The 22,695-nt window shown below is 64.3% G+C and carries 22 protein-coding genes; 12 read left to right on the top strand and 10 right to left on the bottom strand.

Going from position 1 to position 22,695, the window contains the following annotated elements; all coding sequences use genetic code 11:
* The first annotated feature begins 20 nt into the window (after window positions 1-20).
* Entirely contained in the window at window positions 21-599 is a 579-nt protein-coding gene (locus AAFG07_RS23460) for a BA14K family protein (RefSeq protein ID WP_342722250.1), read from the top strand.
* A 126-nt stretch (window positions 600-725) separates the two neighbouring features.
* On the opposite strand, the gene AAFG07_RS23465 is transcribed toward AAFG07_RS23460, so the two are convergent.
* A complete protein-coding gene (locus AAFG07_RS23465) occupies window positions 726-1,622 on the bottom strand; it encodes a DMT family transporter (protein WP_342722251.1) in 897 nt (298 codons plus the stop codon).
* A gap of 180 nt (window positions 1,623-1,802) precedes the next feature.
* On the opposite strand from AAFG07_RS23465, the gene AAFG07_RS23470 reads away from it, so the two are divergent.
* Together AAFG07_RS23470 and AAFG07_RS23475 are read left to right on the top strand one after the other, a co-directional pair.
* On the top strand, window positions 1,803-2,207 hold the full coding sequence (locus AAFG07_RS23470) for a response regulator (RefSeq protein ID WP_342722252.1): 405 nt from the start codon (window positions 1,803-1,805) through the stop codon (window positions 2,205-2,207).
* A gap of 19 nt (window positions 2,208-2,226) precedes the next feature.
* Window positions 2,227-4,464 carry a CHASE3 domain-containing protein gene (locus tag AAFG07_RS23475; protein WP_342722253.1) on the top strand — a complete coding sequence of 746 codons (2,238 nt, stop codon included), beginning with the start codon at window positions 2,227-2,229 and terminating at the stop codon, window positions 4,462-4,464.
* Between the two features lie 182 nt (window positions 4,465-4,646).
* Here the strand turns inward: AAFG07_RS23475 and AAFG07_RS23480 are convergent, their stop codons facing one another.
* On the bottom strand, window positions 4,647-5,540 hold the full coding sequence (locus AAFG07_RS23480) for a DMT family transporter (RefSeq protein ID WP_342722254.1): 894 nt from the start codon (window positions 5,538-5,540) through the stop codon (window positions 4,647-4,649).
* A gap of 830 nt (window positions 5,541-6,370) precedes the next feature.
* On the opposite strand from AAFG07_RS23480, the gene AAFG07_RS23485 reads away from it, so the two are divergent.
* The 3 genes from AAFG07_RS23485 (at window position 6,371) to AAFG07_RS23495 (ending at window position 11,168) form a co-directional block, all read left to right on the top strand.
* Complete coding sequence (locus AAFG07_RS23485; RefSeq protein ID WP_342722255.1) at window positions 6,371-10,147, top strand: vitamin B12-dependent ribonucleotide reductase; 3,777 nt, start codon at window positions 6,371-6,373, stop codon at window positions 10,145-10,147.
* A 107-nt stretch (window positions 10,148-10,254) separates the two neighbouring features.
* Window positions 10,255-10,584, top strand: a complete 330-nt coding sequence (locus tag AAFG07_RS23490) for a hypothetical protein (RefSeq protein ID WP_342722256.1) — start codon at window positions 10,255-10,257, stop codon at window positions 10,582-10,584.
* A gap of 2 nt (window positions 10,585-10,586) precedes the next feature.
* The gene (locus AAFG07_RS23495) at window positions 10,587-11,168 is read left to right on the top strand and encodes a hypothetical protein (protein WP_342722257.1); all 582 of its coding nucleotides are present in this window, start codon (window positions 10,587-10,589) and stop codon (window positions 11,166-11,168) included.
* A 101-nt stretch (window positions 11,169-11,269) separates the two neighbouring features.
* On the opposite strand, the gene panD is transcribed toward AAFG07_RS23495, so the two are convergent.
* Window positions 11,270-11,659, bottom strand: a complete 390-nt coding sequence (panD, locus tag AAFG07_RS23500) for an aspartate 1-decarboxylase (protein WP_342722258.1) — start codon at window positions 11,657-11,659, stop codon at window positions 11,270-11,272.
* A 385-nt stretch (window positions 11,660-12,044) separates the two neighbouring features.
* On the opposite strand from panD, the gene AAFG07_RS23505 reads away from it, so the two are divergent.
* Window positions 12,045-12,230 (top strand): hypothetical protein, encoded by a 186-nt coding sequence (locus AAFG07_RS23505; RefSeq protein ID WP_162136641.1) that lies wholly within the window; start codon window positions 12,045-12,047, stop codon window positions 12,228-12,230.
* Between the two features lie 65 nt (window positions 12,231-12,295).
* Here AAFG07_RS23505 and AAFG07_RS23510 read toward each other — a convergent pair whose 3' ends face one another.
* The 3 genes from AAFG07_RS23510 to AAFG07_RS23520 form a co-directional block, all read right to left on the bottom strand.
* On the bottom strand, window positions 12,296-12,706 hold the full coding sequence (locus AAFG07_RS23510; protein ID WP_342722259.1) for a lysozyme inhibitor LprI family protein: 411 nt from the start codon (window positions 12,704-12,706) through the stop codon (window positions 12,296-12,298).
* Window positions 12,707-12,937: 231 nt separating this feature from the next.
* Complete coding sequence (locus AAFG07_RS23515) at window positions 12,938-13,207, bottom strand: DUF2312 domain-containing protein (RefSeq protein ID WP_342722260.1); 270 nt, start codon at window positions 13,205-13,207, stop codon at window positions 12,938-12,940.
* A 427-nt stretch (window positions 13,208-13,634) separates the two neighbouring features.
* Entirely contained in the window at window positions 13,635-14,759 is a 1,125-nt protein-coding gene (locus tag AAFG07_RS23520; RefSeq protein ID WP_342729224.1) for a metallophosphoesterase, read from the bottom strand.
* A 341-nt stretch (window positions 14,760-15,100) separates the two neighbouring features.
* Here AAFG07_RS23520 and AAFG07_RS23525 point away from each other — a divergent pair, with 341 nt between their 5' ends.
* Window positions 15,101-16,006, top strand: a complete 906-nt coding sequence (locus AAFG07_RS23525) for a hypothetical protein (protein ID WP_342722261.1) — start codon at window positions 15,101-15,103, stop codon at window positions 16,004-16,006.
* Window positions 16,007-16,282: 276 nt separating this feature from the next.
* Window positions 16,283-17,275 carry an LLM class flavin-dependent oxidoreductase gene (locus AAFG07_RS23530; RefSeq protein ID WP_342722262.1) on the top strand — a complete coding sequence of 331 codons (993 nt, stop codon included), beginning with the start codon at window positions 16,283-16,285 and terminating at the stop codon, window positions 17,273-17,275.
* 62 nt (window positions 17,276-17,337) lie between these two features.
* Here the strand turns inward: AAFG07_RS23530 and AAFG07_RS23535 are convergent, their stop codons facing one another.
* On the bottom strand, window positions 17,338-17,754 hold the full coding sequence (locus AAFG07_RS23535) for a DoxX family protein (RefSeq protein WP_342722263.1): 417 nt from the start codon (window positions 17,752-17,754) through the stop codon (window positions 17,338-17,340).
* Window positions 17,755-18,077: 323 nt separating this feature from the next.
* On the opposite strand from AAFG07_RS23535, the gene AAFG07_RS23540 reads away from it, so the two are divergent.
* The 3 genes from AAFG07_RS23540 to AAFG07_RS23550 all read left to right on the top strand — a co-directional run bounded on the left by AAFG07_RS23540 (window position 18,078) and on the right by AAFG07_RS23550 (window position 19,785).
* Entirely contained in the window at window positions 18,078-18,203 is a 126-nt protein-coding gene (locus AAFG07_RS23540) for a hypothetical protein (protein ID WP_342722264.1), read from the top strand.
* 162 nt (window positions 18,204-18,365) lie between these two features.
* Window positions 18,366-19,316, top strand: a complete 951-nt coding sequence (locus AAFG07_RS23545) for a LysR family transcriptional regulator (protein ID WP_342722265.1) — start codon at window positions 18,366-18,368, stop codon at window positions 19,314-19,316.
* A 124-nt stretch (window positions 19,317-19,440) separates the two neighbouring features.
* A complete protein-coding gene (locus AAFG07_RS23550; RefSeq protein ID WP_342722266.1) occupies window positions 19,441-19,785 on the top strand; it encodes a zinc ribbon domain-containing protein YjdM in 345 nt (114 codons plus the stop codon).
* 133 nt (window positions 19,786-19,918) lie between these two features.
* Here the strand turns inward: AAFG07_RS23550 and AAFG07_RS23555 are convergent, their stop codons facing one another.
* The 3 genes from AAFG07_RS23555 to AAFG07_RS23565 all read right to left on the bottom strand — a co-directional run bounded on the left by AAFG07_RS23555 (window position 19,919) and on the right by AAFG07_RS23565 (window position 22,552).
* Entirely contained in the window at window positions 19,919-21,202 is a 1,284-nt protein-coding gene (locus tag AAFG07_RS23555) for a cystathionine gamma-synthase family protein (protein WP_342722267.1), read from the bottom strand.
* Window positions 21,203-21,456: 254 nt separating this feature from the next.
* Window positions 21,457-21,717 carry a PepSY domain-containing protein gene (locus AAFG07_RS23560; protein WP_342722268.1) on the bottom strand — a complete coding sequence of 87 codons (261 nt, stop codon included), beginning with the start codon at window positions 21,715-21,717 and terminating at the stop codon, window positions 21,457-21,459.
* Window positions 21,718-21,847: 130 nt separating this feature from the next.
* Window positions 21,848-22,552 (bottom strand): ROK family protein, encoded by a 705-nt coding sequence (locus AAFG07_RS23565; RefSeq protein ID WP_342729225.1) that lies wholly within the window; start codon window positions 22,550-22,552, stop codon window positions 21,848-21,850.
* Window positions 22,553-22,695: the final 143 nt, after the last annotated feature.

Here is a 22,695-nt window from a genome sequence, read left to right on the forward strand (position 1 = left end):
CCGCTTTAATGGAGTCCAAAATGATCAATATGAAGGTTCTGAGCACCGCCGCGGCGCTGGCGCTTGCGCTGCCGTTGGCTGTGGCGCCGACCGTTTCGTTCGCCCAGTCTGCCGCGCAGATGGGCGCGATGGGCGGCGGCGGTGGTGCGCGCGGCGGCGGAGGTGGCGGAGGCCATATCGGCGGCGGCGGTGGTGGCTTTGGCGGCGGCCGTGGTGCTGCGATGGGCGGTGGCGGCGGCTGGCATGGCGGTGGTGGCGGCGGCCAGTGGGCCGGTGGCGGTGGCGGTGGTTGGCGCGGCGGCGGTGGCGGCTGGCATGGCGGCTATCACCGTGGCGGCAACGGGTTCTGGCCCGGCGCAGTGGCCGGTGCAGTCGTCGGCGGCGCCCTCGCCTCGGGTGCGTATTACGGCTCCGGCTATTACGGCTACGGCCCGAGCTACTATGACGACAGCTACGGCTATTACGACGACAGCGCGCCTGTCGCCGTGGAAGCCGCTCCAGGCGGCGACGCGAGCTATTGCGCGCAGCGCTACAGGTCCTACGACCCGGGTTCGGGCACCTATCTCGGCTTTGACGGCCTGCGGCACCCCTGCCCGTAACGGCCTCAATGCCTGAAGGCATGATCCGGAAAAGTGCGAAGCGGTTTTCCCTCGCGACAAACGCGGAACGCGTTTGCGCGGAGATCATGCCCAGGAGCTAAAGGGCGGCGGCAACGCCGCCCTTTTTCATGTCCGCAACGCCACCGCGACGGCTGCGAACGTCACCACCAGCGCCGCGATGTCGCTCGTGCTGAGCGGCTCGCGCAGCATGGCCGCCGCCGCCAGCACGCCGACGACAGGCACCAGCAGCGTGCCGATCGACGCGGTCGCCGCGGGCAGCCGCTCCAGCGCCGCGAACCAGCAGACATAGCAAAGGCAGAACTGGATCAGCGTCATGTAGAGCATCGACGCCCAGCCGAATTGCGACAGCGCCGCAAGCTGCGGCTGCTCGATCAGGACGCCGGCGATCGCGATCGGCACGCAGCCGATCGCAAGCTGCCAGGCCGCAAGCGACAGCGGCGGCATTGCGAGCTTGAAGAACTTGGTCAGCACCGTGCCAAGGCCAACGCAGACCGCGCCGGCGAGCGCGAACAGGAGGCCCGGCAACTTGCCGAGGCTCGCGTCAAGACCGCCACCGCCGATCAGTGCGGCGATCCCGACGAGCGCCACGCCAAGCGCGAGCGCACGCGGCAGCGACACGCGCTCGCCGAGCACCGGCCAGGCCACCAGCGCGACCCACACCGGGATCGAGATCCCGAGCACGGCCGCCTCGCTGGCCCGCAGCCAGATCAGCGCCAGGCCCATCGACGCGACCCAGCCGCCGATCGATAGCGTCGACACCAGCGCAAGCCGCAACCACATGCCCTTGGGGATGCGCAACGGCTGTCCGCGTGCGACCGCCACCAGCGCGAGTGCGATTGCGCCGACCACGCCGCAGAGCCCGCGCGACGACAACGGCGGCCACTCCGTGAGCAGGAACTTCATGATCGGGAAATTGAGACCCCAGCCGGTCGAAGCGACCACCAGGAATGCGAGGCCGAGCGGTGACAGCGGGGCGCGGCCGGCGACTGGAACTGCGGTCATGGACCCGTCGTAATGTGGGCGGACAAATACAAGTGATGGTGTCAGGGCTAGCTGGAAATCTGCTTGTCAGCAAACAGCATATGCATTCTATGATACAGACTTTCCGTCTAGGTTCCGCCTTAATCGGCAGACGGGCCAAGCGAGTCGCCGGCACGCGAGGCCGCAGGAAGAGGATGCATCGTGCCGAGCGTTCTCGTGGTCGATGATGACCCGATGGTGTGCGTCGCCATCGAGGTGTGTTTGCAGCGCCAGGGCTTCGACGTCACCGTCGCGGATGGCGGTGAAGCGGGCATGCGCGCGCTGGACAAGGCGTCGTTCGACGTCATGCTGGTCGACGTCTTCATGCCGCATATGCGCGGTTTCGAGGCGATCCGCGTCTTCCACGAGCGCGCGCCCCATATTCCCGTGATCGCGATGTCCGGCTATGCCTTCGCCAATGCCGACCGTGCGCCGGATTTCCTGCGGATGACGATCGAGCTCGGCGCGTCGGCCTGCCTGCGCAAGCCGTTTACCCCGCAGGCGCTGGTTGCCGCCGTTAACGAATGTCTTGCGAAGTCCGCTCCTTCTGCTCGTCTTTCCAAATAATTGCTCGTACTAATCGTCGATGACTTCCCAGCGTCTCATCCTCGGCAGCGGCCTTGCGATCCTCCTCGTCATCAGCGCGGCGTCGATCGGGCTGGATGTCAAGTCGCGCAGCGAGATTGATTCGGTCGATCACGCACTCGGCATCCTCAAGCGCATTTCGGATGCGCGTTCGCTGCCGCGCGGCGTCGAGAGCGCGGCACGCGGGTTCGCGCTGACGGGCGACGCCTCCTTCGCCGAAGAGTTTCGCCAGCAGAGCACCGCCCTCACCGCCGCCTTCGACGATTTGATGGCTGCGGTGAAGTCGGCCCCGGAGGAAGCGCGGCTGATCACGGGCACCAGGGCAGACGTCGCGCGCGCCGTTGCGCTCGGTGCCGAACTGATCAGGTTGCGCACGGCGGGCGACACCGCCGGCGCCGCGGCGCTGATCTCCGCGGGCGAGAGCCGCGCGCTGATGGACCAGGTCGGTGCGGCGCTCGACCGCCTGGTCACTGAAGAGCGCCGCCTGCTCGGGATTCGCACCGAACGGTCGAAGACCAATGGGCGGCTGTTGCTGGCGGTCGACCTTGCCGGCGTGGTGATGATCCTGCTGCTCGCGGTCGCGCTGACGCTGGCGGCCCGGCGCGCCAGCCGCGAACTGCAGGGCGCGCTCAGCGCGACCAAGGCGACCAATCTGTCGCTCGAGGGCAAGGTGGCCGAACGCACCAAGGATCTCGGCACCGCGCTCGAAGAGCTCCGCCGTTCCACCTCGGTGATGGAAACCACGTTCCGCAGCATGGCGGAGGCGGTGCTGGTGATCGACGGCGGCGGCACCGTGCTGCTCTCGAATCCGGCCGCCGAGAAGATGCTGCGCTACAAGCCGGGCATGACGGTCCGGCAGTTGCGCGCCATGAGCAACGTGTTCCAGGCCGACGGCGTCACGCCGATGCTGGCCAACGACATGCCCTCGGCCAAGGCGCTGCGCGGCGAGGAATTCGACGGGCTGGAATTCGTCGCCCGGCCGGTGCGCGGCGCGCCGGAGATTCACCTCGTGGTCTCGGGCCGGCCGCTGCGCGACGGCGAGGACACCATCACCGGCGCGGCACTGATCTATCACGACATCACCGCCTCGCGCGAAACCGAGCACAAGCTGCAACAGGCGCAGAAGCTCGACGCCATCGGCAAGCTGACCGGCGGCGTCGCGCACGACTTCAACAACATGCTGACGGTCATCACCGGCACCACCGAGACGCTGGTTGACAGCCTGCGCAGCCAGCCGAAGCTTGCGCAAACCGCCGAGCTGATCGACCGCGCCGCCGAGCGGTGCCGCGAGCTGATCCAGCATCTGCTCGCCTTCGCCCGCCGCCAGCCGCTGGAGCCGCGCACCGTCGACATCAACGGCACCGTGGTCGATATCGCCAAGTTGCTGCGGCCGACACTGGGCGAGCAGATCGAGATCGATCAGGTGCTCGCGCCCGATGTCGCCAGCGTCCATATCGATCCGTCGCAGCTTGCCAATTCGCTGCTCAACATGGCGATCAACGCCCGCGACGCGATGCCGAACGGCGGCAAGCTGTTGTTCGAGACCAGCAACATCGTGCTCGACGACGCTTATGCTGCTGTCAACCCCGACATCACGCCGGGCCGTTACGTGCTGCTCGCGGTCAGCGACACCGGCACCGGCATGTCGCACGCGGTGCAGGACAAGGTGTTCGAGCCGTTCTTCACCACCAAGGAAGTCGGCAAGGGCTCCGGCCTCGGCATGAGCATGGTGTACGGCTTCGTCAAGCAGTCCGGCGGCCACATCAAGATCTACAGCGAGGAAGGCCACGGCACCACGATCAAGCTCTATCTGCCCCCTGCCCGCGGCCAGGTCGAGGTCGAGGCCCCTGCGCCGGAGCCGCCGCGGCGCGGCAGCGAAGTCATCCTGGTCGTGGAAGACGACCAGCTGGTGCGCAACTACGTGGTCACGCAGCTCGGCGCCCTCGGCTACAAGACCATTGCCGTGCCCGACGCCCGCGCCGCGCTGGCACTGGTCGACAAGGGCGAGAAGTTCGACCTCCTGTTCACCGACGTCATCATGCCCGGCGGCATGAACGGCCGGCAGCTCGCCGACGAGGTCGCCAAGCGTCGCCCCGGCATGAAGGTGCTCTACACCTCGGGCTATACCGAGAACGCGATCGTGCATCACGGCCGCCTCGACGAGGGCGTGCTGCTGCTGGCAAAGCCCTATCGCAAGGCGCAGCTCGCCAGCATGCTGCAGCAGGCGCTGGGTGAGTAGTGCGAACGCCTGGTCATCGCATGGCGTCTCACACGGATGGAGCCGCGCTGCCCTCTCCTCCGTCATTGCGAGCGAAGCGAAGCAATCCATTTCGCCGCTTGTGGAGGCAATGGATTGCCGCGGCGCTGCGCGCCTCGCAATGACGCGGTTAGGTCCGCAAGTACAGAACGGGAAGAGACAGACTACCTCGTCGCCAGCGCGACGCCGGCCAGCGTGAACAGCAGAGCCGTGATCTGGGTCGGCCCGAGCGGCTCGTGCAGCGCGACCGCGGAGGCGATCACGCCGATCACCGGCACCGCCATGGTGCCGATCGCCGCCACCGAGGCCGGCAGGCGGGCGAGCGCGGCGAACCAGGCGACATAGGCGACGCAGAACTGGATCAGCGTCGAATAGACCAGCAGCCACCAGCCGACCGTCGTCACGCGATCGAGATGCGTGGTCTCGATCAGCAGGCCGATGATCGCGATCGGCACGCAGCCGAGACCGATCTGCCAGGCCGCGGCCGGGATCGGCGGCATCACCAGCGGGTATTTCTTCGCCAGCACCGTGCCGAGCGCAAAGCCGAACGCGCCGCCGAGCGCCATGATGATTCCCGGCAGCTTATCCTTGCTCGCAGTGATGCCGTTGCCGCCCATGATCGCGGCGAGCCCTGCGAATGCCATCACCAGCGCGATGGTCCGCAGCCACGTCGGCCGCTCGCCGAGCACCGGCCAGGCCAGCAGCGAAGCCCACACCGGCATGGTGTAGGCGATCAATGCGGTCTCGCTCGCCGGCAGCCACAACAGCGCCAGCCCCATCAGCACCATCCAGCCGGAGACGTTGAGCGCCGCATAGAGCACGAGGCGCGGCCACAGCTTGGCCTCGACATGCAGGCTCTGGGCGCGGAGCAGCGCCAGCGCAGCCAGCAGCACGGCGCCGATCACGCCGGTGATGCCGCGCAGGGTCAGCGGCGGCAGCTCGCTGAGCAGGAACTTGGTGGACGGCCAATTGAACCCCCAGCCCACCGAGGTAATGGCGAGGAACATCAGGCCGGCGGGCGCAAGGCGCGGCCGCGCGGAAGGCTTCTGGTCTGTCATGGAACCCGGCAAGGGTATGAAGAGCAAGGGTACGAAGAGGAGTGAGTCGGCCGCAGCTTGCCCGCGATTTTGTCGCCCGACCATCACGCCCCTGACATGCCTGATCCTTACTTTGCCCGTAGGGCTACGTGAGTCCCCAAAATTCAATCCGCCACCGCGAATAAAAACTTCGCCTGTGAACAGCGGGGCGAACCTCCAATCCACAGGCGATAGGAATTTTTTTGGCTTGGGAATCCCTGAGGACTCACCGATAGTTGTCTCGATCACAGGCGCGGCACCGACCCCTGTTATCCCCCTCCGTCCACCATATTTAGTGTTTGATTCAGAAACTCGTACTAGTTCTTGACGGGCGCAATGGACATGGCCTAGCTTTCAACCTGTTCGGCGCGAGTGTGTTTGGGTCCCCGCCGGTCGCTCCCACAAGGGTTCCAAAATGACCACTCCGCCACGCCTTCGGGCCGCGGGTGAAGGGCTTGTCTGCCCTGATTTTGGGCCGCTGTCGGGACGACAAACGGGCCGAGAAGGACCCGGAAACAGAGGCCGGAACCGGCCCACGAGAAGCGTACGCGTGACGTGTCGCGTGAGCGTTTGGGGCGTTGAATGCATGACCCGGAGGACCCGACCAGTCGGGCGCCGCCGCGGGACCATGCCGCCGCTGGGCCGGGTCAAACCGGCGCCGGACGGACGAGAGAAAACAGGCCGGATCCACCGGCTGAGCTGCGGATGACGGGAGGCGTGCTGACGCGTTCTCCCAAAGTCCGCGAACAGATAACATTCCGGCAACCTGCGAATAACGTGGGGCCGGGCAGAAGAAGAGACGGGGCTCGACCATGCAGATCGAACGACGCAACACCACCAGCGGACAATCTCCCTATGCCGGGATCAATTTCCGCCTGACCAGATCTGAGATCCGCAACCCGGACGGCTCGGTCGTGTTCCGCGCCGAGAATGTCGAGGTTCCGGAGTTCTGGTCGCAGGTCGCCTCCGACGTGCTGGCGCAGAAGTATTTCCGCAAGGCCGGCGTCGCCGCGCGCCTGAAGAAGGTCGAGGAAGAGACCGTGCCGTCGTGGCTGTGGCGTTCGGTGCCGGACACCGACGCGCTCGCCACCCTGCCCGAGAACGAGCGCATCGTCGGCGAGACCAGCGCAAAGCAGGTGTTCGATCGCCTCGCCGGCTGCTGGACCTATTGGGGCTGGAAGGGCGGCTACTTCTCCACCGAGGAAGATGCGCTGGCCTTCTTCGACGAACTGCGCTTCCAGCTCGCCAAGCAGATGGTCGCACCGAACTCGCCGCAGTGGTTCAACACCGGGCTCCACTGGGCCTATGGCGTCGATGGCCCGGGCCAGGGCCACTATTACGTCGACTGGAAGACCGGCAAACTGACAAAATCGAAGTCGGCCTATGAGCATCCGCAGCCGCATGCCTGCTTCATCCAGGGTGTCGGCGACGACCTCGTCAACGAGGGCGGCATCATGGACCTCTGGGTGCGCGAGGCGCGCCTGTTCAAGTATGGCTCCGGCACCGGCTCCAACTTCTCGAGCCTGCGCGGCGAAGGCGAAAAGCTCTCCGGCGGCGGCCGCTCGTCCGGCCTGATGAGCTTCCTCAAGATCGGCGACCGCGCCGCGGGCGCGATCAAGTCGGGCGGCACCACGCGCCGCGCCGCCAAGATGGTCGTGGTCGATGCCGATCACCCGGATATCGAGACCTATATCGACTGGAAGGTGAAGGAGGAGCAGAAGGTCGCCGCTCTCGTCACCGGCTCCAAGATCAACCAGAAGCACCTCAAGGCCGTGATGAAGGCCTGCGTGAACTGCGAAGGCAGTGGCGACGACTGCTTCGATCCCGAGAAGAACCCGGCGCTCCGCCGCGAGATCAAGCTCGCGCGCCGCAACCTCGTGCCCGACAACTACATCAAGCGCGTCATCCAGTTCGCCAAGCAAGGCTACAAGGACATCTCGTTCGACATCTACGACACCGACTGGGATTCCGAGGCGTACCTCACCGTCTCCGGCCAGAACTCCAACAACTCGGTATCGCTGAAGGATGATTTCCTCCGCGCAGTCGAGACCGACGGCGACTGGAACCTGATCGGCCGCACCACCAAGAAGGTGACGAAGACGCTGAAGGCCCGCGACCTCTGGGAGAAGATCGGTTACGCCGCCTGGGCGTCGGCCGATCCCGGCCTGCACTTCAACACCACGATGAACGACTGGCACACCTGCAAGGCGTCCGGCGACATCCGCGCCTCCAATCCGTGCTCGGAATACATGTTCCTGGACGACACGGCGTGCAACCTCGCCTCCGCCAATTTGCTGACGTTCTACAGCTCGACCACCAAGCGGTTCGACATCGAGTCCTATGAGCATCTCTGCCGGCTCTGGACCATCGTGCTCGAAATCTCCGTCATGATGGCCCAGTTCCCGTCGAAGGCGATCGCCGAACTGTCCTACGAGTTCCGCACCCTCGGCCTCGGCTTCGCCAACATCGGCGGCCTGCTGATGACCATGGGCCTGCCCTACGACTCGAAGGAAGGCCGCTCGCTGTGCGGCGCGCTGACCGCGGTCATGACCGGCATCTCCTACAAGACCTCGGCCGAGATGGCGGCCGAGCTCGGCACCTTCCCGGGCTACAAGAAGAACGCCGCGCACATGCTGCGCGTGATCCGCAACCACCGCCGCGCCGCGCACGGTGAAAGCCGCGGCTATGAGGCGCTCGCCGTCAATCCGGTGGCGCTCGACCACGACTCGTGCCCGCAGGCCGACATCGTCGCGCACGCCAAGCTGGCGTGGGACGATGCCCTCGCCCTCGGCGAGGTCAACGGCTATCGCAATGCCCAGACCACCGTCGTGGCGCCGACCGGCACCATTGGCCTGGTGATGGATTGCGACACCACCGGCATCGAGCCTGATTTCGCGCTGGTGAAGTTCAAGAAGCTCGCCGGCGGCGGCTACTTCAAGATCATCAACCAGGCGGTGCCGGCGGCCTTGCGCGCGCTCGGCTATCGCGAAGCTGATATCGCGGAGATCGAGGCCTACGCCGTCGGCCACGGCTCGCTGTCGAATGCGCCGGGCATCAACGCCACGACGCTCAAGGCAAAGGGCTTCACCGACGAAGCCATTGCCAAGGTGGAAAAGGCGCTGCCGACCGCGTTCGACATCAAGTTCGCCTTCAATAAGTGGACCTTCGGCGAGGACTTTATTCGCGACACGCTCGGCATCGGCTCCGAGGCGATTGCTGCGCCGGGCTTCGACCTGCTCGCGGCGGTCGGCTTCTCCAAGCGCGAGATCGAGGCCGCCAACGTGCACATCTGCGGCGCGATGACGGTCGAAGGCGCTCCGCATCTGAAGGCCGAGCACTATCCCGTGTTCGACTGCGCCAACCCCTGCGGCAAAATTGGAAAACGCTACCTCTCGGTCGAGAGCCACATCCGGATGATGGCGGCCTCGCAGCCGTTCATCTCGGGCGCGATCTCCAAGACCATCAACATGCCGAACGACGCCACGGTGGAGGATTGCAAGTCCGCCTACCTGTTGTCGTGGAAGCTGGCGCTGAAGGCCAACGCGCTGTACCGCGACGGCTCAAAGCTGTCGCAGCCGCTCAACTCGCAGCTCATCTCCGACGATGAGGACGAGGACGATGCGGTGGAAGCGCTCTACGAGAAGCCGATGGCGGCGCGTGCCGCCCAGGTCTCGGAGAAGATCGTCGAGAAGCTGGTCGAGCGCATCATCGTGATGCGCGAGCGCGAGAAGATGCCGGATCGCCGCAAGGGCTACACCCAGAAGGCTGTCGTCGGCGGCCACAAGGTCTATCTCCGTACCGGCGAATATGACGACGGCCGGCTCGGCGAGATCTTCATCGACATGCACAAGGAAGGCGCGGCGCTGCGCTCCTTCATCAACAATTTTGCGATCGCAGTATCCCTGGGTCTGCAATACGGCGTGCCGCTGGAAGAATATGTCGACGCCTTCACCTTCACCCGCTTCGAGCCCGCAGGCCCGGTGCAGGGCAACGACTCCATCAAGTACGCGACCTCGATCCTCGACTATGTCTTCCGCGAGCTCGCGGTGAGCTATATGAGCCGCTTCGACCTCGCCCATGTCGATCCGAACGAGTCTGGCTTCGACGCGCTCGGCAAGGGCGTCGAGGAAGGCAAGGAGCCGGATGAGGCCCCCGCCCAGCACCAGGCGACGAAGTACGTGTCGAAGGGCCTGACCCGTTCGCGCACCGACAACCTCGTCGTCATGCGCGGCGGCTCGGCCGCAGTCAGCGGCAACGCCGACAACGCCCCCGCCGGCGGCAACCGCGTCACCGCGCTGGCTCCGCACGGCGCCACCGCCCGCGGCGTCTCCGACACCATCGAAGGCGCGGTCGCCCTGAAGCAGGAGGTCAGCCACGACCTCTCGCCGACCGAGAAGCTGGAAGCGCTGAACTGGAGCAAGCCTGGCACCGCCGCAGCCGCCGCCCCGTCGAAAGCGGAGCGTCGCGCCGAAGCCAAGGCCAAGGGCTACGAAGGCGAGATGTGCTCGGAGTGCGGCAACTTCACGCTGGTGCGGAATGGGACCTGCATGAAGTGCGATACTTGCGGCAGCACGACAGGGTGTTCGTGAGGGGGTAGCGAAACTTTAGTCTTTGTCATTGCGCTGGCCAGTTGCGTCGCACCACATGCGATGGTGCGGATCATCTGGCCGGCGTTTCCAGTGAGTCTAGAAAACAAATGAGCGACGATGAAACGCCTCCGAGTTCTCGTGTCCCTAAAGTTACTGGGTTGGACATCCTCAAGAACGTTGGTGGGGCACTTACGATTGCATTTCTGATATACTGGATTCCTATTGTCGCCGAGCAATTCTATTCACCAACCGAAATCCGCTTTCATCGCGTAACGCTGGGCCAGCTTTCGGGTTACCTGTTCTCAATTCAAAACTATTCGCGCCGACCGATAGACGATCTCTCTTTTTTATTAGTTCAAAGAACGGAATTGGCACCGTTCTTCACGATGGCGCCGTCTCAATCGAAACTTCACCCAATTCCAGCCCCAGCATGGTGAAGATGAAGAACATTCCCCCAAACAGTGAAGCGACGCTGTTTGTGGCAGTGGACACGCCGCTGGAGCAAAGTCAAATACGCGTCAACTCAAGTTCGGCCATTACGAGTTTTGAAGACACGAAGTTTGTTCGACGCGACATCTGGAGCCCATCCACGCTGTTCTCCTCAGGATTCTCTGCTTTGTTGTACTTGACGTTCGGGCTCTACATGGCGGCGCGTGATCGCCGCACTGCCGCCGAGGCGGCGGCGCTCCGACAACGGATCACCCGACTTGATGAGAATACCGAACGTCTTAAGGCAGAAACAAAGGAAGATATGGATGACGTCAAATGGCGCTTGATGAAGGTTCGCGTGCATATGGCGCGGCATATTGCCCGCCAGCACGAAGAGCTAATGGTGTGGCGCCGTTTCTTTCGAGCAATCTATACTGCCGTCTTTCATAATAAGAGCGACGCTGATCCAGCTATGGAGCACATGCTCAAGCTGGCCGGCGTCCACATGACGAAGCGCCTCCGTGAGTACTCTGAGCCTGAATTTCTGGAAATCCTGGAAGAAGCGGAACGAAGCAAGCGTAGGGTGGATTAGCCGAAGGCGTAATCCGTCATTCCCTGCAATGCGGTCGGCGGGTTACGCTTCGCTAACCCGCCCTACGTGGCCATGCAGCTAAACGACGCGGCGAGCTCGACCTACACCTCGGCCAACACCCCTGCCGACGATACCTCACCCGCCTCCACCCGCCGGTTCTTCTCGTCCACCATCACCACGCGCGGGCGAAACCTGCGCGCCTCCTCGGCATCGAAACCGGCATAGGCGACGATGATGACCTTGTCGCCCGCCATGGCGAGGCGCGCGGCGGCGCCGTTGAGGCCTATGGTGCCGGAGCCGGCGGGCGCCTCGATCACATAGGTCGAGAACCGCGCGCCGGTCTCGATGTTGTAGATGTCGACGCGTTCGTTGATCAGGAAGCCGGCGGCTTCGATCAGGTTGCGGTCGATCGAGATCGAGCCCTCGTAGTGCAAGTCCGCTTCGGTGACACGCGCGCGATGAATCTTGCCCTTCATCAAAGTCACTTGCATTGAGCCTATCCCGTATCGTTGCGTCGGAATTTTCCGAGCCCGCCAATACGGACCGCGTGGCTCGCGGTCAATACGCCTCGCGCGAACGGCACATCGCGGTGTTTCCGCGCGTCGACGGAATTATTCTGAGATCGCCGATTGCGTTGGTTGGATTCGGCTGCCTGTCGCAGCGCCCTGAAATAATCGCACTGCAATTCGCCCTTCAGGGAGCATGGCATTATCTTGCCATCGATTGCCTGGCAGCGAGCATGAGCAAGCGCCGTCCTGCGGGCGGACCCGTTGGCTAACCCGCCCTACTCGCTCAGCGACCTGCCGTTGTGACCTGCTATGATGGCAGCTCGCCTGAGTGATTCAGCAATGGCCGCTCGCAACTTCACGAGGAACAATGTCCCAGTCTTTCAAAGTCGGCGATCTCGTCAGGAAGCGTGCCGGTTATGAGTATCCCGGCATCATCGTTTCAGTTTTCACGACGCGCGCCGGTGCAGTGCGTTACGTCGTGGAGGCCGATCATCCCGGATTTGCGGGGATGCTCCATATTTTCAATGGCGAGCAACTGGAGCCTCGCGCCTAAGTTTCGCAACGCTTCACCGCGCGCCTCGTCACGTTCGCCGATGGCCCGTCGCGACGTCATGCGGCCTACTGGCCGGCACGCTTTTCAAGAAGCAGCGTGCGGTCGGCGATGTCCTGCAATTCGAACGCCTGGGAGTCGAGGAACGCGACGGACCCGTTGTCGGGGTCCGCGGCGAGGCGATGGGTTTCACCCAGATGATGCTTGAGCCAGGCCCGCTGCTCGGTCTGCAATTGCGCGTGCGCCTCGCCCTTCGACTTTGCGAGCAGCGTTTGATAAGCGGCGTTGAGCCTGATGTCCCACTGCGCGATTGCGGCCTTGCCGCAATCGAGCATCTTGGTTGACACCCCTTCGGCCTTGTCCATGCACGCATCATACTCGGTGCCTTGCTGCGCGCGCACCGACAAAGTCCCGAGCATGAGCGTAGCTGCAACAATGACAAGCCTTCGCAAAAGCATGACCACGTCCAAATCACCCACCCGCATCTCCGAACAACCATCGTCGCACAGGGGTGCCCGAAGCTCCGTCATTGCGAGGAGCGTGAGCGACGAAGCAATCCATGCTTCCGCGTATGCGGCGCGATGGATTGCTTCGCTTCGCTCGCAATAACGGGATGGTCCCGCTGCACATCGGTGCGCTTATGACGCAGCAAGGCTGACCCGCCCTGCTCGCTGCCTGCTTACGGAAGCACACGAACGCGCTTCCAAACCTCACGCCGCCTTCGCTTCCTTCTCTGCCGGCGCGGTTTCCATCGCGCGCATGTAGAGATCGAGCAGGGATTCACGCTCGTCGCGTTCGTCCTGGTCCTGCTTGCGCAGCTTGATGATCTCTTTGAGGATCTTCACGTCGAAACCTTCGCCCTTGGCCTCCGAGAAGACTTCCTTCTTCTGCTCGCTCAGTTCCGCCATTTCAGTGTCAAGGTTCTCGACCCGCTCGACGAAGGAACGAATTTTTCCGCCGGGAATGGTGATGTCAGACATGGTGCCTCCTGCTGAATGAGGTCGTGAAAATGAAAGCAAAGAGATGACCAATATCTTAAGCATGCGATCGCCGCGGCGTATTCATAGCTTGAATTATGCATTGCAACGTTCGCTCGCGAAGAAACGGGGAGCACAGCTCGGACAATCACGTCGCGAGAACGCAAAGCTGCGCCCTCACCCACACCGTCATCGCCCGGCCTGTGCGCAATTGCGCACAAGGACCGGGCGATCCAGTACGCCGCGGCCTCCCGGCTCCAGCACCGGCGTCTCTGGAATACTGGATCACCCGCTTTCGCGGGTGATGACACCAACCTAGCTATCTGACAGCTGAATCAGGCCGATCCGTCATCCCCGCGAGCATCGCGCCACGCAGCTGAGGTATTTTTGTGACGACGATGCGCGCATCATCGCATGCGTCACAAATCGCTCAGGCATCGCCCGCCACCCGCAGCGTGATCCGCGTCAATTCGGACGGGCGGCCGAGCCGCAAGGCGAAACCCGGCCATAGCGCGGTGCCGTTGTTGACGTAGAGCGTCATCCCGTCGACGTCGTAGCGGCCCGAGACGAAGCCGGCATTGGCGGGCGCGGCCAGGCGGTCAATCCCGAGGATCAATCCGCCATGGGTGTGTCCGGAGAGTTGCAGCGCGACGCCGAGCGCAGCCGAGTTGCGCGCGTCGCTCGGCTGGTGGTCGAGCAGGACGACGGGCGCGCCCTTGGGGGCGGCGTCGAGAACCGCGGCAAGGTCGCGGATGGGATGCTTCCTGCGGCGCGACGCGCGGTCGGTAATCCCTGCGATCACCAGACGGCCGCCGCCGCGTTCGAGCACGACGTACCTGTTCTCGAGCGAGCGCAGGCCCAACGCTTCGTAGTGCGCCATCCAGGCGTCATAGCCGAAGATATATTCGTGATTGCCCGAGATCACATAGACGCCGTCGGCGGCCATAAGATCCCGCAGCGGCGCGATGTCGTTGCGCCGCGCGTCGATGGTGCCGTCGATCAGATCGCCGGTGATCGCGATCAGGTCCACGCGGAGCTTGTTCGATCGCGCGACGACCTCGCGCGCCCATGACGCCGGAAACAGCCGGCTGATGTGCAGATCGGTCAGTTGCAGGATGGTGTAGCCGTCGAACTGCCGCGGCAGTCCGCGGATCTCGACCTCAATATCTTTCAGCGGCGGAATGCGCATCGCCTGATGGACGCCGATCGCGGCGGCTGCGGCGGCCACCGCAGCAAGCGCGTAGCGGACGCCGTCAGGCGCGCCGACGAAGCCGCCGTGGATCAGGGCTGCGACCAATAGGCCAGCATCGAGCGCCAGTTGCAGCAGCGCCAGCAGCATGATCGCACCGAACGCCCAGTTGAACAGGACGACCACCGGACGCGGAAACTCCGGCGAGAATTCCGATCCCGACGACCATCTGTTCCAGCGGTGAAACTGCAAGGCGACCAGCACCAGCAACGCGGCGACGATCTTTGCCGGGAGCGGCCAGTCGAGCGGCCAGATGAAGCGGGCCAGGATCAAGAGACTGGTCAGGCCGAAGATGAGTTGGGGAATAGGTTCGCTCCGGATCGGATCGGTTGAGGCTCTGCGGTGGGTGCTCAGCGAAGGTAGGGTGGATCGGTCGCGGGCGTAAGGCGCCGTCATCAGCACATTTTCGTTGCATTGCCCTGCGCTGAAACGCGCTGCGCTTTGTCCCAGTAGCCCGGATGAGCGAAGCGATATCCGGGATCAGCCTCACAAGAACACACCACCGGCCCCGCATATCGCGTCGCTCATGCGGGCTACGGGCTGCGCGCGTTGCTGTGTAGCAAGCCGCAGGCCAGGTTGACGCCTCGGTGGAGGCCTCCAGGCACCTGCCCCATCAGCGGCCGCCAAAACTCCCCTAAAGATAGAACTTGAACATCGCTCATTTTCTTGATCTGTTATTGAACAATGTTCATTTATGCTGGGAACCGACGATGCAGACGACCTTCCGGATGGACGGATTGACCGGGTCCGAGCGACCCGCGAAACCGTGGATGAAAGTCACCCCGACGATCGTCACGATCGGCATCATTGCGGAATTCGCGGTGCACGGACGCATCGCGCAGCCGGCCAACTACAACGATTTCGCCGACCACTCGGCCGTCTTCGGCATCCCCCACGCAGCCGATGTCCTGTCGAACGCAGGCTTCGCTCTGGTCGCGATCTGGGGCTGGCTGGCGCTGAGGCCACGGCTCAACAGCGATGAGCTGCGCGCCGGATGGCCTGGCTATCGCCTGTTCCTGATCGGCCTGTTCCTGACCGCGTTCGGGTCCGCCTTCTTTCACCTTGCCCCCGGCAATGGCCGGCTGACCTGGGACATGCTGCCGATCGCGCTCGCCGGCGCGGGCCTGCTTATTGGCGTTCGCGGCGACACCCGGCCGGGGTCGAAGACGAACATCGAAGCGATCGTTCTCGGGCTTTTCGCCGTCGCGAGCGTCGCATGGTGGGTCACGACCGACAGACATGGTGCGGGCGACCTGCGACCGTATCTGCTGTTGCAGGTGCTCCCGCTCGTCCTCATCCCGCTCTGGCAGTCGATCTATCGCGCGCCGCGCACTGAGCGCATCGCGTTCGCCGCCGCGATGGCGCTGTACGTGCTGGCCAAGATCACCGAGGTGCTCGACCATCAGATCGCAAACACGCTCGGCTTCGTCAGCGGGCACACGTTGAAGCACCTGATCGCGACGGCAGCCACGGCTGCGATCGTCTGGGGGCTCACGCGACGATTTTCCGGCAGCGGCGGTCGAACGGCGGGCACTCGCACAATTTCGGAATAATGGAAAAGTACCGCTGAGTTGCCCGACGCGTCAAGTCGCTTCTCCGGGTCGCGGCGGCCACAGCTACTTTGCATGGGGTTGTTTTCGATATTTTGGGACGGGCAGCTTTGCCGCTTCAGCGCACCTCGGTCGGATCAGGCGGATTGACCCGCATGGCGACCGTATCCATATGCATCTGCATGAAACGGCAGCCCAGCCGTTTCGCACCCACCGTGGACACAGCCTGATACCACCGGCCTCGTCCGTTGCGCACCCTCCTCTAGTTCCGGAGCTCCCGTGGCCGCCCTCTCCATTCTCGATCTCGTCCGCGTCACCGAAGAGACCGATGCGCGCGGCGCGCTCTACAATGCGCGCGATGTCGCTCGCCATGCCGAGGCGCTCGGCTATCGCCGGATCTGGGTGGCGGAGCATCACAACATGGCGGGGATCGCGAGCGCCGCGACGTCTGTCGTGATCGGGCACATCGCGGCGGGAACGAAGACCATCCGGGTCGGCGCCGGCGGCATCATGCTGCCGAACCACGCACCTTACGTCATCGCCGAACAGTTCGGCACGCTGGCGCGGCTGTTTCCGGATCGCATTGACCTCGGCCTCGGCCGCGCGCCGGGCACCGATCAGCTCACCTTGCGCGCGCTGCGCCGGACGCCTGAATCGGCCGAGAACTTTCCGCAGGACGTGCTCGAGGTGCAGGCCTTCTTGGCGGCCGCCGGTCCCAACCAGCGCATCCAGGCGGTGCCGGCGGCCGGCACCGACGTGCCGCTGTGGATCCTCGGATCGAGCAATTTTGGCGCGATGCTGGCCGGCGAGCTCGGCCTACCCTACGCCTTCGCCTCGCACTTTGCCCCCGAGCTGCTGATCCAGGCGCTGCAGATCTATCGCGCTCGCTTCAAGCCATCGGAGCAGCTCCAGCAGCCCTACACAATGGTCGGCGTCAACATCATCGCCGCCGACACCGACGCGGAAGCGCGGCGGCTTGCCACCACGCAGCAGATGTCGTTCACCAACATCTTCCGCGGCGCGCGCGGCCTGAGCCAGCCGCCGATCGACGACATCGAGAGCTACTGGTCGCCATCTGAAAAAGTCCAGGCGATGCGGATGCTCGCCCGCACCATCATCGGCTCGCCCGAGACGGTGCGTGCCGGGATCGATGCGCTGGTCGCGGAGACCGGCGCCGACGAATTGATGATCGTGTCCGACGTCTACGATCACCAGAAGCGGCTGCGATCCTTCGAGCTGATCGCCGAAGCCGGCGGGATCAAGGCCGCCTGACCTCACCACGCACCCGACCGCTGCCGCTTCTGGCGCGGCAGCGGTTCAGGGTCGTAGTCTGCTCAATGCGCAGCGACGGCTTGCGGCACGGCATGGCTGGCGCGGTTGTCGAGGCTGAGCGCGCCGGCGCCGAACGCTGCGATCTGCAGCAATCCACCCGCCATCATCACGTTCTTCAGGAAGTGGATCATCTGGTTCTGGTCGGCGAAATTGCTGTGGAACGCGACCGCGGTTGCGATCGAGAACACCGCCAGCGCAAGCCCCACGGCGCGGGCCTGATAGCCGGCAATCAGCAGCAGGCCACCGCCGAGTTCGACGACAACCGCCACCGCAAAGGCGAGCGGCGGAAACGGCAGGCCGACCGCACTGATCAGACCGGTGGTGGCCGCATACGCGCCGAGCTTGCTGAGGCCGCTCATGGCGAACGGGAGGCCGATCAGAAGCCGGCCGCCGAAGGGAAGATATTTGGTAGCGCTCATGGTCGTGATCCTTTGTTGCGTGGATGAATACGGCGCCCCACCGTCCGTGGCCTCGCCGGTCGCGAACCGTCTTGCTGTCCGCTTCGTCCCTGTTATCGCCCCGCCACCGCCGATCGATTAGTCAGCCAGTTTCAGACGGATCGTTCCACCAGAAGAACGATCGCGCGGCATGCGACGGCGGCGCGCCGGACCACGCAGCGCCGGATCCCGCAGCGTCGTTCAGTCTGTGGAACGCTCCGTCTGACAAACGCCGGCTAATGCGGCCGGTCGGTCGCGCCTATGATCCCCTGCATCGAAGGAGACGGACCATGTGCGATATCCTGATGAACAACCTGATCAAGGCCCTGCGCAGCTTCCAGCACGCCTGCCTCACGCCGGCCATCCGCGACGACGACGACGACGATGGCGACATCGCAACGCCGAAGACGAGCCTGGACGACGGCTGGTGAGGCCGCTCGCGAGGCGCCCTCGCCGGCTATCCGCAGACCCAGCGGCGCGGATATCGCGCCCGACATGGCGGCACGCCGGGCGCCGCCGCGCTGCCTGTCGAACGGCTTTCCGGTCGACAGGCGGCGATTCGACGTTGAAAATCGAAGGGAACTATGATGCGGATGAATGATCTGGTCCCGCCCGATGCGGGCGGAATTGACCTGGCAGCGCCTTTCATGCGGGACTTCAACGACCTCTATTTCTTCGCGGCAGTGGTCAAGCACGAGGGGTTTTCGGCCGCGGCACGCGCGCTCCGCCTGCCGAAGTCCAGGATCAGCCGCCATGTCGCGCTGCTGGAGGAGCAGCTCGGCGTTCGCCTGATCGAACGCTCGACCCGCCGGTTGAGCATCACGGCGATCGGCCGCGACGTCTATCGGCATGCGCAGACCGTGGTCGACGCCGCCGAGGCCGTGGACGAAGTCGCCCTGCGCATGAAATCCGAGCCGCAGGGCCTGGTCCGCATCGGCTGCCCGGTCGGCGTGCAGCGGGCGCTGGCGCCGAAATTACCCGAGCTGTTCGCCAAATATCCACGCCTCAGGGCGCAATTCCTCATCACCAACCGGCCGATCAATCTGATCGAGGAGCAGGTCGACGTCGCCATTCGCATCCGCGACAGCCTCGATACCGACAGCGAGATGCAGATGCGCAGGATCGGGACCAGCCGCAGGCTTCTGGTCGCGAGCCCGGCCTTGCTCAAGGCGCACGGCACGCCCAAGGCGGCCGGCGATCTTGCCGGGCTGCCGATCCTCGATGCCACGGAAACGCCGGGCCCGCGCACCTGGGAGCTGTCAGGCCCGCGCGGGCAAAAGGCCTCGGTCGCCGTCGAGCCGAAGATCTCGGCGGGTGACTTCACCATCCTCATTCACGCGGCCGAGGCCGGGCTCGGCATCGCGCTGCTGCCCGAGCTGCAATGTCAGGCCGCACTCAGCGAAGGCAAACTGGTCCGCGTGCTGCCGGACTGGAGCGCCAAGGAAGGCATCATCCATCTCGTGTTTCCGTCTCGCCGCGGCATGTTGCCCGGCGTCCGCGCCACCATCGATTTCCTGGCCACCGCGCTCAAGGCGCAGATTTAGCTGGCTCAAGTCTGGCTGGTCCGCCCTGCGCGCTCGCCGCTCAGCCGCACACGCGACGGTTTTTTCTTGCTTTACCCGCGTGCGCCCCTACGGTGCGCCCGTCACGACGGAGACGATCTCAACGATGGACGCGGCCATGAACTGCCCGAAATGCAATTCCGAGCATGCCTATCAGGACGCGGCTCTCTGGGTCTGCCCGGAATGCGCCCATGAATGGAGTGGCGAGGCGATCGCAGTAGCCGCGCAGGAGGCAGGCGTGCGTGATGCGCACGGCAATCCGCTGGCGGACGGCGACAGCGTCATCGTGATCAAGGATCTCAAGGTCAAGGGCTCGTCATCGGTCGTCAAGGGTGGCACCAAGGTCCGGAACATCCGCCTCACCGAGGGGAGCGATGGACATAACATCGCCTGCAAGATCGATGGCATCGGCGCGATGAACCTGAAATCCGAGTTCGTGAAGAAGGCCTAGCGAGCATAGTGCGTAAAGCGGATTAGCCGACTACGTTCGCCGTAGCTCAACAAGCGAAGGCGGAAGGCGTAGTCCGCCGTTTCTCGCGCGCCATCGGCGGGTTACGTTGCGCTAACCCGCCCTGCGCATTTGCTCACACCCTGCTCAGCGCCTGCGCGATGTCGGCGACCAGATCGGACGGATGCTCGATCCCGATCGAGAGCCGGATCGTCGTATCCAGCACCCCGATCTTCTTCCTGATATCGGCCGGCACGCCAGAATGCGTCATCGTCGCCGGCAGGCTCGCGAGCGACTCGGTGCCGCCGAGGCTCACCGCGAGCTTGAAGATCTGCAAGCTGTTGAGGAATTTCTCCGCCGCCGCCTGCCCGCCGACGATGTCGAACGAGAAGGTCGAGCCGGCGCCAGAGCTTTGGCTTGCGAACACACGCCCGGCAGGAGACGCCGCGTCGTGATGGCCGAGATAATGCACCTCGGCCACCTTGGGATGGTCACGCAGATAGTCGGCGACGATGTGCGCATTGCGGTCGGCCTTTTCCATGCGCAGGCTGAGCGTTTCCAACGAACGGCTGATCATCCAGCAGGAATGCGGATCAAGCTGGGTGCCGATCGCGCCGCGCAGCGCCTTGACGTCCTTCATCAGTTTCTTCGAGCCGAGCGCCGCGCCCGCGATCAGGTCGGAATGGCCGCCGACATATTTGGTCAGCGAGTACAGCGAGAGATCGGCGCCGTGCTCGATCGGGCGCTGAAACACCGGCCCGAGCAGCGTGTTGTCGCAGGCGATGATCGGGGTAAAGCCCTGCGCCTTGCCGATCGCGTCGGCCACGCGCCGGGTGAGCGCGATATCGACCTGGCCGTTGGTCGGATTGGCCGGCGTCTCGATGAAGATCATCGCGACGCGGCCTTTCTTCATGGCCTCGTCGGCAGCAGCGCGGACGACGGTCTCGTCGAGGCCGTCGGCAAAGCCGACGGCTTGAATCGAGAATCCCGCCAGCGTCCTGCTGAACAGCGTCTCCGTGCCGCCATAGAGCGGCTGCGAGTGCAGGATGACGTCGCCGGGCCGCGCGAAAGCCAGCACCGTGGTCGAGATCGCCGACATCCCGGAGGAGAACAGCGCGCAGCTCTCGGTGCGCTCATAGATCGCAAGCCGGTCCTCGACGATCTCGCTGTTCGGATGATTGAAGCGCGAATAGACCAGCCCCGCTCCCATGCCTTCCGGAGGCTCGCGCCGGCCCGCGACGAAATCGAAAAAGTCCTTGCCGTCCTCGGCGGTCCGGAACACGAAGGTCGAGGTCAAAAATACCGGCGGCTTGACGGCGCCCTCCGACAGCTGCGGATCGTAGCCGTAGTTCAGCATCTGGGTTTCCGGATGCAGCAGGTGATTGCCGATGTGGGTTCTGGACGGAAACGGTTTGACCACGGCCAGTCTCCTTGTTCGAGGGACCGTCGCATGTGCGGCAGGCCCTTAAGAATCTGCCGCAAGCATACTCCACCTTTGTGCCGTTCCGCCAAAACACTGCGTCGAACACTCTGGATAACGAACGGCCGGCGTGCGCCCTGCACCGCCGGCCGTCTGAAAACCGTAGCTCGCATCGCGCGTGCGTGATGTCACTTGGCGGGCGATATCAGGACCGATCGCCGGCGCGCGCAGCTCATGCAGCGGTGAATACGCGGCTACCAGCTGCGATCCACATTGCGCACCTCGCCGGTCCGCGCATCGACATCGACCTGCATCCAGCGGCCGAGCCGGTCGCGGCCCTCGACTTCCCACTCGTCGCCGAGGAACTGGGTGTTGGACACCGTCACGATGCCGAGATTGGTCGCGACGTCGAGGGCGGCCTCCATCGAAATCTGGCTGCCGGAATCATAAGCCATCGCCGGCGTCGCTGCGCCGATCGCCAACGCCGCAATGGCGGGAATAATATAGCTTCGCATCAGTCACTCCTCATGGAACGGGACGTCATGCCGCATAAAACGAGCGGCGCACCCAATCAGTTCCGGCAACAGAGGTGACAGAGCAGCGCGAAACTTCAGCAGTTGCGGCAGTTTGGTGGCAGTTCCAGTTTCACCGACGCGCGCTGCGCGGCTTGCGCGTTGGCTTCTTCCACATCCGGAATCCACCCTCGAATGCGTTGGCGTTGTCGCCGAACCTCACGTTCGGCGGCGGGTTGTCGACCTTGTCGGCATTGCCGCCGCCGAGCACGATGTAATCGGGCTCCAGCGCCGCCGACAGCCGCGCGATGACATCGTCGACGCTCTTGCGCCATTTCTTCCGGCCGCGCCGCTCGAGGCCGGCCGCGCCGACATAGTCCTCGAACGTCCCGTCCCTGCGATAGGGCAAATGACCGAGCTCCATCGGCTCGTAAATGCCCTCCACGATCATCGCCGAGCCAAGCCCGGTGCCAAGGCCGAGAAACAGCATCCGCGCGCCCTGATAGCTGCCGATCGCCTGCATCAGCGCATCGTTGACGACCTTCACCGGCCGGCCGAACGCGCCGTGAAAATCAAAGCCGGCCCAGCCGCGGCCAAGATTATGCGGCTCCGTCAGCGGACGGTTGTGAACCACCGGTCCGGGATAGCCGATCGAGATCACGTCATAGGACCAGTCCCTGGTCAGCGCCTTGACCTGCCGTACCATCTCGGTGGCGGACAGCGTTGGACCTGACTCGAATTCGCGCTTGATGCGCTCCTTGTCGGTCATGACCTTGACATGCGTGCCACCGACGTCGATCGCCAGCACCGTCCGGCGCGACGCGGGCTTTGCCGTCATCCTCGCTGTCGTCTTGCCGGCTTTCTTGTTTGTCTTCTTGGCCATCAATCCGCTCTCTCTTGCGCGCGTGCAGTGGAGCAGAGAAACCCGTCGCGCGCCACAGCTCCGTTCTGCATCTGACTCCAGTTTGTTCGCGGGGAACG

This window comes from Bradyrhizobium sp. B097 (assembly GCF_038957035.1).
Taxonomy (GTDB): Bacteria; Pseudomonadota; Alphaproteobacteria; order Rhizobiales; family Xanthobacteraceae; genus Bradyrhizobium.

What these genes read in the sequence shown, in the direction of transcription:
- AAFG07_RS23460 (WP_342722250.1), top strand. Translation starts at nt 21, where the DNA reads ATGATCAATATGAAGGTTCTGAGCACCGCCGCGGCGCTGGCGCTTGCG.
- AAFG07_RS23465 (WP_342722251.1), bottom strand. Translation starts at nt 1,622, where the DNA reads ATGACCGCAGTTCCAGTCGCCGGCCGCGCCCCGCTGTCACCGCTCGGC.
- AAFG07_RS23475 (WP_342722253.1), top strand. Translation starts at nt 2,227, where the DNA reads ATGACTTCCCAGCGTCTCATCCTCGGCAGCGGCCTTGCGATCCTCCTC.
- AAFG07_RS23480 (WP_342722254.1), bottom strand. Translation starts at nt 5,540, where the DNA reads ATGACAGACCAGAAGCCTTCCGCGCGGCCGCGCCTTGCGCCCGCCGGC.
- AAFG07_RS23485 (WP_342722255.1), top strand. Translation starts at nt 6,371, where the DNA reads ATGCAGATCGAACGACGCAACACCACCAGCGGACAATCTCCCTATGCC.
- AAFG07_RS23490 (WP_342722256.1), top strand. Translation starts at nt 10,255, where the DNA reads ATGAGCGACGATGAAACGCCTCCGAGTTCTCGTGTCCCTAAAGTTACT.
- AAFG07_RS23495 (WP_342722257.1), top strand. Translation starts at nt 10,587, where the DNA reads ATGAAGAACATTCCCCCAAACAGTGAAGCGACGCTGTTTGTGGCAGTG.
- panD (WP_342722258.1), bottom strand. Translation starts at nt 11,659, where the DNA reads ATGCAAGTGACTTTGATGAAGGGCAAGATTCATCGCGCGCGTGTCACC.
- AAFG07_RS23505 (WP_162136641.1), top strand. Translation starts at nt 12,045, where the DNA reads ATGTCCCAGTCTTTCAAAGTCGGCGATCTCGTCAGGAAGCGTGCCGGT.
- AAFG07_RS23515 (WP_342722260.1), bottom strand. Translation starts at nt 13,207, where the DNA reads ATGTCTGACATCACCATTCCCGGCGGAAAAATTCGTTCCTTCGTCGAG.
- AAFG07_RS23535 (WP_342722263.1), bottom strand. Translation starts at nt 17,754, where the DNA reads ATGAGCGCTACCAAATATCTTCCCTTCGGCGGCCGGCTTCTGATCGGC.
- AAFG07_RS23540 (WP_342722264.1), top strand. Translation starts at nt 18,078, where the DNA reads ATGAACAACCTGATCAAGGCCCTGCGCAGCTTCCAGCACGCCTGCCTC.
- AAFG07_RS23545 (WP_342722265.1), top strand. Translation starts at nt 18,366, where the DNA reads ATGAATGATCTGGTCCCGCCCGATGCGGGCGGAATTGACCTGGCAGCG.
- AAFG07_RS23550 (WP_342722266.1), top strand. Translation starts at nt 19,441, where the DNA reads ATGGACGCGGCCATGAACTGCCCGAAATGCAATTCCGAGCATGCCTAT.
- AAFG07_RS23560 (WP_342722268.1), bottom strand. Translation starts at nt 21,717, where the DNA reads ATGCGAAGCTATATTATTCCCGCCATTGCGGCGTTGGCGATCGGCGCA.
- AAFG07_RS23565 (WP_342729225.1), bottom strand. Translation starts at nt 22,552, where the DNA reads ATGACGGCAAAGCCCGCGTCGCGCCGGACGGTGCTGGCGATCGACGTC.